A 10,445-nucleotide genomic window follows, 5' to 3' on the forward strand; every position below is an offset into this window, starting at 1 on the left:
CCGGAAAGCCGCAATGAACCATAAAAAAGCCAAGCATAATACGCTTGGCTTTTACTCTGTTGTTTTCCCGCTATGGCAAAAGTGCTCAGCTATCTACAACCTTAATTTTTAGGACGCAAAATATTCTTGTAGTGGCGGCTATTCTCACCAAACAGACGTTCCGCAAGCGCATCCATATCTTGGCGGGAGATAGAATCCACCGTCCCTTCTACATAAAACAACGCCTCCACGCCAAAATCATGCATATTATAGCGAGACACAAACCAAGCCTGGTCGACAGGCGCCGATTCTAGCGGTGCGAAGTCATTCACCAGTTGTTTGCCCGCTGCCCTTAACTCATCGTCAGAGATACCTTTCAGTAGGTCGGCCATGACCTTATCAATCGCAGTCTCAATTTTATCCGCGTTGTTCGGAGCAATTAACGCACCAATAAACCAATCGTAACTGCGCTCACCATCTTGTGAAATCCAGTAGTTGTATGGCGAGTAATCCAAACTCAACTCTTCGCGGACATAAGCGTCTAGACGTGTGGTCAAGATACGTTGCATCAAATCCGTCATAAACACTTCTTTAGCAGTTACCCCGACCTCAGGTTGAGAGTTCGAAGTCTCTGTAGCTGGAATATCGGAGATCACTCGTAGAATGTATTCTGAGCTATTCTCGGTGTTGACCGATAAATCGATACGCTCCTTGTTCGGCAGTTTATAAGGCACTGAAAAGTCCGGAATCGACGCCTCTTGCAAAGGAATCGAAGCCACATATTGACTGACTAATGGCTTCAAGATGCTTGGGTCGATATCACCGACAATCACCAGTTGATTGCGGCGGTTTTTGCTAAACAAAGTGTTATGAAGTTGGCGCACCTGTTCAACCGACACGTTTTCTACCGCACTACCATCAATCAAGTAATGGCTGCTATTTACTTGGTAGGTATTGTGGTTCATCGCCTGTTCAAATTGCCCCATAGGACTTTCAAGAAAGGCCGTTCTTCCCTGTATAAACTCTTGTTTTACTGCGTCTAACTGCTTTGCAGAGATATTAGGTGAAGTAGCGATCGAATAAAGCGCGGCAAAGGCTTGCTCAAGGCCATCTTGGTAGAGTTTGAATTCAATACCGTGACGGGTTGAATCGATAAATGAGTACAGTTCGATAGTTTCTCGATCAAGATGCGCATCAAGCTCAGATCCCGTAAAGCTACCTAAGCCACTTCGAGCCATAGTAGCAATAGCAATTTCTGTGGCGGGGTACAGGCTCGGGTCGAGCGCCATTTTTCCACCAAGACTGGTGTAGTAGATTCCAACTTCGTCATTGGCATAGGTGTCTCGCAGGTACCACATATCTACGCCATTACTGAGGGTCCACTTTTGGATGTAGGGGTCAGCATATTCCTGCTCAACAAGCACCACTTCTCCGGTAGTGTTTGGAACAACAAAACCATGATCGTTAGCAACTTGTGCAACTTTAATTCCAGGTGCGGCATAAGCGGCTTTTAGGCTAGCTGTCGTCTCTGTGAGCGCATCCTTATCTTCACTACCATCAACTCCAATAACCAAGAAGTAGTCGCTAGACAGTAGACTGCGGATATTGGCGTTGATGGTGTCTAAGTTAAGGCTCCCGACAAAAGCCTCTAAGCTGGCTTTCTCATCTTTCGCCGATTGCATTGGTGCTTCAACAGCTAAACTACTAACCTTATAGTTAGCGAGATCAAGCCCATTCATGGCATCCCACTCATGCTCAACATTTTGAAGCCAATCTATGTAGTACTGTTTCTCACTAACGATTTCATCTTCAGAGACACCATAATCCCTCAATGAGGTCAGTGTAGAGATAAATTGCTGCTGGGAAACCTCACGGGAGCCGACAGGAAAGGCGACACTGGCCAAAGAGTAACGTTGATACTCCATTGAGTAACGTTCTGAGAGTAGCCATTGAGTAGGCAGGGCTGCGTCATTAAATACCGAGCCCAAGCGCTGCTGGATAAGTCGCTGAGAGAGGTCATCTAACCAGCGTTGATGCTGCTGCTCATGAGTGTAGACAATTTCTGAACCTCGATTGAACATCAAGCTGAGGCTTGGCGATTCCCCACCTTTTACATACTCAACAAAGTCATTTTCGTTAAACGAGGTGATTCGCTGCTTCTCTGGTCGAGGCGTTTGGCCACGCTCCCAGTCTGCAAACTTCTCCTTGATAAGCGCAACTGCGTCTTCTTTGTCGACGTCACCAGCAACGACAACTTCAACGAGCTGAGGCTGATACCATGTTTGATAGAAGCTTCTTAGCCCTTGCTGATCTACCGCCAAGACCGATGCTTTGGTACCCAACGCATCCTGAGATTCATACTGACCACCTTCGATAAAGTAGTCGTAAAATTTGTCGGCTAATTGCTTGTCTTCAAGTCTTGCATAGCGAAACTCGCCCAGAATCACGCCTTTCTCTTTTTCCACTTCAACGTCAGCAATATCAAGACCATCACCGATATCTCGCATCCAAGTCAAAGCTTGAGTTAATTGTGTGTTGTCTGGCAGGTCGAGTTGGTAGACCGTTTCTTGGTAAGAGGTGTAAGCATTTAAATCGGCACCAAAGCTAACGCCTGCATCTTCGAATAGGCTGATGACATCATTTTGCGAGAAGTTTTCACTACCATTAAACGCCATATGCTCAACAAAGTGGGCGTAGCCTTCCTGTTGTTCGGTTTCTTGGAACGAACCTGCATGCACCACAAGTCGAACCGATACAGGTTCTTCAATATCTCGGTAGACGTGATAAGTCAGTCCGTTTTCTAGCTGCCCCGATGCCCAAGCAGGATCGGATTGGATTCGATTTTCTGTAGAGATAGAGCTACAACCGATCAAGGTCACGCTCAATGCGGCCACTAAACAATAATTTTTCATAACAACCTCTTACATGTCATTGCGTGACAATATACAGACCGAGTGAATAATTATCGTTTAATACTAAATCACATGAATATCTTTGTGATCAAGATCGTTATTTTATAAAATTCATCACACTATCCGTTTAAAATCATAGCCTGTTCTATTTTACTAATAGAGCCACTACTAATCGACTTACATCCCTTTAAAAAGCCCTTGTGATGAACGGCTTACCGGCAGTTTCACCCCAGATACATATGCGGACATCTGCCCAGAAAAGCTCTTACTGACCTTATCGATAGCGGCAACTCGCACCACTACCGAGCGATGTATTTGCCAAAACACATCAGGCTCTAACTGACCGAGCAGCTCTTTGAGCGACGTGCGCAGAATAAATTCCTCAACAGCGCCAGCTTCTCCAAGCTTAAACACTGACACATATTTATCTTCAGCCTTGAAATAGAGCACGTCTTCCACTGCGATAAGATGGATATCATCACCCGAATGGGCTTTGAGCCACGTGAGATATTGTGGTGTGGCGACCGTTTGAGAGAGCTGTTGGATATGCTCCATTAACGATCCCATATCAACGGGAGAGGAGTTAGATTTGCGTACTTCCAAGCGATCTTTGAGTTTTTGACAGCATGAGAATAGTCTTTCCTCGTTGATCGGCTTGAGTAGGTAATCTGCGGCATTACGCTCAAACGCTTGCAACGCATATTCATCATACGCGGTAATGAAGACTACCAGTGGTGGGTTCGTCTGTCTTTGCAGCTGCTTTGCCAGAGCCATGCCATCAAGCTCAGGCATTCGAATATCAAGGAACACCACATCCGGTTGGTGCGCCTCAATCATCTGTTTCGCCTCGGTACCATTTTGTGCCCGACCAAGGATGTCGAGTTCTGGCCAAGCGTCAGCCAAGCTCTTATCTAAGTGATGGCGAAGCAAGGGCTCATCGTCCGCTATGATGGCAGTAAAGCCGTTATTGTTTGCCATATTCGCCATGATTCTTCCTTAAAATTCACACTGTAAATCGCCATTTCTATTGGCCTGAGAGCGGTAGTTTTAATTGAGCCACCACCCCACCAGCAGCTTGCTCTTTGATTGATAAGCTTGCCTGCTCATCAAATAACATCGCGATACGTTGGCGGATATTACTCAACCCTACACCATGACCGCCGCTATTGGACGAGCTCGACAATCCTAAGCCATTATCAACCACATCGATCGTTAGATACTCTTGCTCAGCACTGAATCTAATCGAGATCTCACCGCCTTCAGCCTTGGGCTCTATCCCATGAGTGAGGGCATTCTCAACCAAGGGCTGAATCAAAAATGGCGGGATCACTTGTGTTGAGTCGATTTGGCTCTTGTCGATGCTGAAGGTTAGGCGCTCACCCAAACGAATTTTCTGAATATTCAGATACGCATCCAGAAGGTCACTCTCTTGAGCAACGGTTGATTGTTCACTTCGGCTATTACGCAGTGTAACTCGCAAAAGCTCAGTAAGCTTATCCAACATCAGCTTTGCCTTACCACTGTCAGTCTCGATCAAAGCGCTGACTGTTGCCAGAGTATTGAACAAGAAATGCGGTTCAATTTGGCTTTGTAGCTGCTTTAACTGACTGAGTACAACCACTTTCTCTTGATCTGCTTGGCGACGCTTGGCTACTTCTAATTCATTGTCTGCACGTAGCTTTTGCTCTCTGGTGTAGAAATAGTAGTAGCTGACCGAACAGAAAATGACTCCAAGGAAGATCACCGACTTAAGCTCAGATATACCTTCCCCAAAGAAGCCATTCAACCAGTAGTGCGCATTGAGTGTTCCGACCGTTAGAGCAAATACCATTGAGATGGCGATCTCCAATAAGCGTGACGTATCAGGAAACAACTTGATGAGGACAAAAGAAGAAAACACCGCGCTGTAGCCAAAGCCAAAACTAATCATGGCACTGGTGAACAGTGGCCCTCCCCAGATACTTTGAGTTGTCACGCTAATCGCGACACAAAACAGGGTGGTCACTAACCAACTCTTAAACCAAGAGTACTGTTTACATCCAGATTCACTCATCAAAATCGTCCTTTAATATTTAATAGAATCATATGACTATCGGGCAAATTAGCGTAAGCAGAATCCTTATTTCCGCCTAAAAAGCGTGCAGCAAGTTCCAGTTCAACCGACGCACTGCCATTGTCTATTGCTTGATAGTTGATCCATTGTGTTGCGATGATTCCGCCGTCTTGTGGGGCGATCATCAGATCCAGAGTTGGGGTAACATCATCCAGCCACGCCCATGTAGATGCGCCATCAGCAAACCAGTGTCGCCAACCACTTGAGTCCAATGACCAGTGCGCCATCAGGTTGTGCTCAACAATATTGGCGTGCTGATACCCCTGCGTGTAAGCACTTGCCAAAGGCTGAGTGGCCGGCATCTGCGATAAGTCTTGGGCTCTATCGATTGCGGTTTGCCACTCAGAATCACTCCATGCGCGACTGTCATACCAATATTCGAGTACGATGTTGTGCCCGGTGTCGTTAGCCCATGTCAGCCCGACAAGAGCTTGAAAAGCATCACCTTGCTCCTCTAGTTGAACTGGCTGATATTGAGCATCAGGCAAACTGTACCCTAGGCTGTGGCGTTGGTAGACCATGGATCCATGAAACTCCCACGCTAGGTTAAGCACCGAAACTAAGCTCGCCCCAAGCAACCCATGTCTGACATCGTCATAGTAGGCGAGCCATTGATACTCATGGTCACCAATCAAGTTGTAGCGCTTAACTCCCACACCTTGTTGTTCACTGGCTCTTTCGAGCTGATTGACCTCTTGAGAACCCCACGAAGAGTCACTGTAAAGCAGGGTCCACTCACCGCTATCGTCAAACATAGAGAGTGATGCGACGCCCGCGCCCTCTTCCGCAACAATACCTACCGGATTTTGTCGGTAGGGCTTTATCACATCCAATGGCCGATAGCCGTAACCAACCCCCCAATCGAGACGCATCTTACCCAGCGTGACATCGATATACTGATCTCCGAACAGCGAATTAGACAAGCTAACACTGTGTTGCCAAAACAGCTCTCGCACGATCAGCTGTGTATCACTGTGACTATCGGGGATCTCTTGTCGGCTCTGTTTGTGGTAAAGGTCGTCGCCTTTAATCGAGAATAGGCCAAGCCATTGAGCATAATTCACTTCAAGATCGAGTAATGCATTCACAGACTGGCGATGATATTCGGGCTCACTCAACCATGGCGTTTTCCGTGATTGCACCGTTTCAGCGTTGACCTGCCAGTCCCAAGCTAGGCTCAGCTGGTTATCATTTGCCAATGCGCTCGCGCTCAATAGAGAAGTTGCAGCGGTGCTCATTGCGACAGCTCGCGCACACCAGCGTTTAGGGCTACTATCTCTCGTTTTCAAACAAGCCAAAGTGTTCATCACAACCAACCTATAGCCCAGACACGCTGTTACGAGACAGGTACGCAGGGTTGTAGTACTTATCCGCCAGTGACTGTTCGCTGATCTCTTGATACTCAATCAAGGTGCGCTTGTTCGGCTGAATCTTATCAAGCAGACTCATTGCCACGACACTAGGTAGACCGTTGCGCTCTCCTTCATCAAACCATGCCTGTTTGGCTAGCTTTCCTGATCTCAAGTAGAGATCGGCTTTGATTGGGAACGCGCGATCAGTGGTTAACCACAAGTCGATCGACTGATAGCTTGCTCCCTTAGTTTTAGCGGTCAGTTTTAATTTATGTGTCGTTACCTGCTCACCGTTGTCCAACCCAACGCTCTCTTGCTGCACCCACTCACCTTGATAATCCTCACTCCAAGTCAGTGTTGAGATGTCACCCACCGAGGCTTCACCCAAAAGTTTCTGCATTGGTGTGATGCGAATAGGTCGGCGCGACTTAGGCATGAGCAACCAGTAGTTGTCTTCAATCATCAGCATCTTTTGCCCAGCTTCCACTGCCGATTTAAAGATCACCAGTGATTCACGATTTGGACGTGTGTAGACGTTGTACTGGCGAGTTTTATCCAACTTATCATTATCAAAAAGGTGCACCACAGACACCACCTTTGAGGCTTGTTCACTGTTGAGTCGGTAGCGATCGGCTTTGACAATCATCTCTGTCACCTGGTCGGCATCAACCGCCCAACTCGAGCCACTAAACACAAACGACAACATCAACAAACACGTCATTACTGTGTGATACCAAACAGTTTGGCTTGCACGTCTATTCGAAATGGCATTTAGGTCATTAAACATAAGTCAGCGCCTCCGTGATAGGTTTGTTTACGCCCTTACGAGCAGCAAAATAAGCAGCAATGAGACAGATAGCAGTCACACCAGCCATGGCGTAGGCCACCAGTTCAAAAGAGAAGTAGATATTTAACGGATAACCATCAGTTCGGCCTGGAGGCGGTGGCATTTGCACATCCACAACCAGTAATAGGACAGTCACAGCCGCGCTGGCGAAGGCGCCGAGCAAACCACCGAGTACCGCTAACAGGCCTGCCTCTTTCAAGAATCCAACAATGATTTCAGATGGATAACTACCCAATGCCGACAGCGTTCCCATCTCTCGAGTGCGCTCTGTGACCGACATAGTCATGGTGTTAAACAGAGAGACGAATACCACCAGTGCCATCACCGCTCCCATGATGCCGAAGATCCGATCGTAGAGATCTTTAACTTTAACGTAGAAGAACGCGCGATCTTGCCACGGAGTGATCTCGATCTGCGAGCTGTCCGCATCGCCGTTGCGCTGTGCCAGCTTTTGTTGCAAGCGTTGATCAACCTGACTTGTCAATTGAGTCTCAAACAGGAATACTGACAGTGTGCTAACTCGATCTGTAGCCAGCAGCTCTTGTGCTTGGCTGATATGAACATACAGCTGGCGTTTATCTAGCTCAGGAACGCCAGTTGAGTAGATACCTTGCACCTTAAAATCGAAGGCATTAAGGGCCCCATCACTAGTGGTCGCGAGCAGCGTAACCCAATCGCCAATGCTCACCTTGAGATTACGCGCCAGGTCTTTCCCCAGCATCACTTGCGGCTCAGAATCGTCGTATCTTGGTGACTCAACACTGGTTAGAGTCTGCCCTTGTCGAACATCTAAAAACGGCCCTTTCATGTCGAATTCACGCTCATTAACACCTGTTCCCATAAAGATGGTCGACTTCGAACCGTTGGAAACAAGGCCACTAAAGTAGACACGTGGCTGAACACCGCGCACATCGCTGTCACCAATGATCAACTTTGTCAGTTCATCTGCGTTGTCTAAACCGTTGCTTAATGGCGTATCTTCGTCTTGCTCAAAGTAACCCGGTGTGCTGAGTGTTAAGTGCCCAGTATCGCGCGCGGTCGACTCTCGCAAAGATTCATAGGTATAGAGTCCATACCCACCTGCTGAAGTGAGTGCGAACACGGCAATCGCCACGATCAAAACTGACAACAAGCTACGACGCCCATTACGTAAGAGATTAAGCCACGCTAGGCGCAGAGAATGTAGAAACCCAAACTGCATTAACTTGCCCATGAGACGGCCTCCTGATTCATTGTTGAGGTCACGATCTTGCCGTCCACCAGCTCAATCACTCGATCACAGCGGCTGGCCATTCTTGGATCATGGGTGGCGACAATAAATGTGGTGCCAAACTCGTGGCCAAGCTCGCGCATAATGTCGATCACTTTATTAGCAGTGTGGCTATCCAAGCTTGCTGTCGGTTCATCGGCAATCACTAACTTAGGCTTGTGGACCAAAGCACGAGCAATCGCGACACGCTGTTGCTGACCACCAGAAAGGTTATCTGGTCGATGGTGAACGTACTGCTCTAAGCCAACACGCATCAACATCTGCTGCGCTTGCTTATGCTGCTCTTCAAGGCTCAAACCATTGAGCATCAGAGGATAAGCAACATTTTCTAGCGCTGTCATGACAGGCACCAGATTGAATTTTTGAAATACATAACCTAAACCGTGACGACGAAAACGCGCAGCTGGGATCGCTTGTTCTGGGTAGGGCTGTCCCTCTATAGAAATCATCCCTTGGTAATCTCGGTCTAACATTCCTAGGATATTGAGCAAGGTACTTTTGCCTGAGCCTGACGGGCCACATAACGCCACCATCTCGCCTTGCTCAATCGCTCCAGAGACTCCATTGAGGGCATGCACTACCTGCTCACCTGTTCTGTATCGCTTTTTAATGGCTTCGAACACTATCATCTTGTTATCTCCCTTGTTCGAACGGATATTATTGAGCCTGACTGACGAGAGCCTTCGCCGTCATGGTTTCAATGTTGCTGCTGTCTTTCTCTTCCATAACCGCTAGCCATGATTGTGCTTGTGTGAGGTCTTCTGCTCGAATCGAAGCGGTGATCGCATAGCGGTAGATCCAAGCGGTGGCAGCAAAATTTTGGTGTGCAAATCCCTCTTCAGATAGCAGGTCTAAATAGAGGTCATAACCACGCTCAAAGTGGTTAAACATGTCAGGTAGAGAGGTATAGGTAGTCGCCGCCATCGCGCGGGTAAGGTAGGCTTCTGGCAAGCCTTGCACTCTCTCCTGCTCAGCCACAGGCTGCTCGATGCTATTTAATAGAGTCAAAGACTTATCAATGGTAGCGAGCCCTTTTTCGACATATTTCATCTTGTTCCAAGGCAGAAAAGCATCGCGCCCTTGAAGGGTTTCTGTACTACCCAAGTAGACCAAAGTCAGCGGTGTTGCCCCCTCTTTGTCGAGGATCGATTTCAGCGCATCATGCGCCGCTTCAACCATCTCTTCATCACCTTGAGCAGCTTGGTTGTACATAGAGAGTGCTTCTGGCGTTGGGTTTGCAAATGTTAATGTCGGAACGATTGACACAAGCCCAATCAAAAGTGAGCGGCTAAATAGAGAAGTAAGCGAATGTGTGTTGTTTGCAGCAGTCATGATTCCTAATCCCTTTCAAATGTTGACGTTGAAAGGTTAACCACAAACTGTCACGCCGTTTTATCAATGCGACGAATGGCAATTATGAGGAGTGAATGGTTGAGTTGGGGAATGAATGGAAAATTCGAAAAGAAAGAATACAACAGATAGGTCAATACATAATCTGATATTGCCCACTTGAGGCCTTAATCAGCGCTGACTCATTTCTGCCCAAAAATCACTTAGATTAAATACTCTGCACAATTCAGAGGGCGTGCGTTTGCCTTACAAATCCTAATATCAAGTTTTGGATAATTTACTCATCATCTTTACTTTCTTTTCTGTGTATCTATACAGTTTATTTAGTTTTAATCTGGTTTGAGTATGAATAATGGCTTGTTTTGTTGAGTACTTAGTCTCGTTTTGTCAATGGGATTTTTGATAAGTTATTGTTTGTTAATATGTTTGTGAGAATCATGCCTTAGATAACAGGCACTGTTAAAAAGTGATAACACGCTGGCGCGTTTCTATATGATGACAGAATACATAGCTCGATGTATTTGCTTTAATTTTTAGTGGTTTATGATAAATTTTTTGATAAACAGGCAGACAGAAAAACGAGACTGCCTGTTATTAAGAATGTTATGCGTCATTACGAGTA

General features: G+C 46.8%; 8 protein-coding genes. All 8 read right to left on the minus strand.

All coding sequences use genetic code 11. The features are described from left to right. Positions 1-101 precede the first annotated feature (101 nt). A complete protein-coding gene (locus KI743_RS21020; RefSeq protein WP_285468024.1) occupies positions 102-2,891 on the minus strand; it encodes a pitrilysin family protein in 2,790 nt (929 codons plus the stop codon). A gap of 177 nt (positions 2,892-3,068) precedes the next feature. Further along, a complete protein-coding gene (locus tag KI743_RS21025; protein ID WP_285468026.1) occupies positions 3,069-3,878 on the minus strand; it encodes a LytTR family DNA-binding domain-containing protein in 810 nt (269 codons plus the stop codon). 37 nt (positions 3,879-3,915) lie between these two features. Then, complete coding sequence (locus KI743_RS21030) at positions 3,916-4,944, minus strand: sensor histidine kinase (protein WP_285468027.1); 1,029 nt, start codon at positions 4,942-4,944, stop codon at positions 3,916-3,918. Beyond that, positions 4,944-6,242 carry a hypothetical protein gene (locus KI743_RS21035; protein WP_285468028.1) on the minus strand — a complete coding sequence of 433 codons (1,299 nt, stop codon included), beginning with the start codon at positions 6,240-6,242 and terminating at the stop codon, positions 4,944-4,946. Before KI743_RS21035 ends, KI743_RS21030 begins: the two co-directional genes overlap by 1 nt. A gap of 79 nt (positions 6,243-6,321) precedes the next feature. Further along, entirely contained in the window at positions 6,322-7,077 is a 756-nt protein-coding gene (locus KI743_RS21040) for an outer membrane lipoprotein-sorting protein (RefSeq protein ID WP_285468033.1), read from the minus strand. Positions 7,078-7,135: 58 nt separating this feature from the next. Beyond that, complete coding sequence (locus KI743_RS21045) at positions 7,136-8,416, minus strand: FtsX-like permease family protein (protein WP_285468029.1); 1,281 nt, start codon at positions 8,414-8,416, stop codon at positions 7,136-7,138. Continuing rightward, positions 8,404-9,102 carry an ABC transporter ATP-binding protein gene (locus tag KI743_RS21050; RefSeq protein ID WP_285468031.1) on the minus strand — a complete coding sequence of 233 codons (699 nt, stop codon included), beginning with the start codon at positions 9,100-9,102 and terminating at the stop codon, positions 8,404-8,406. Before KI743_RS21050 ends, KI743_RS21045 begins: the two co-directional genes overlap by 13 nt. A gap of 28 nt (positions 9,103-9,130) precedes the next feature. Next, on the minus strand, positions 9,131-9,805 hold the full coding sequence (locus tag KI743_RS21055; protein WP_285468032.1) for a hypothetical protein: 675 nt from the start codon (positions 9,803-9,805) through the stop codon (positions 9,131-9,133). Between the last annotated feature and the right edge of the window lie 640 nt (positions 9,806-10,445).

The sequence above is a fragment of the Vibrio sp. D420a genome (genome assembly GCF_030248625.1).
Taxonomy (GTDB): Bacteria; Pseudomonadota; Gammaproteobacteria; order Enterobacterales; family Vibrionaceae; genus Vibrio; species Vibrio fortis_A.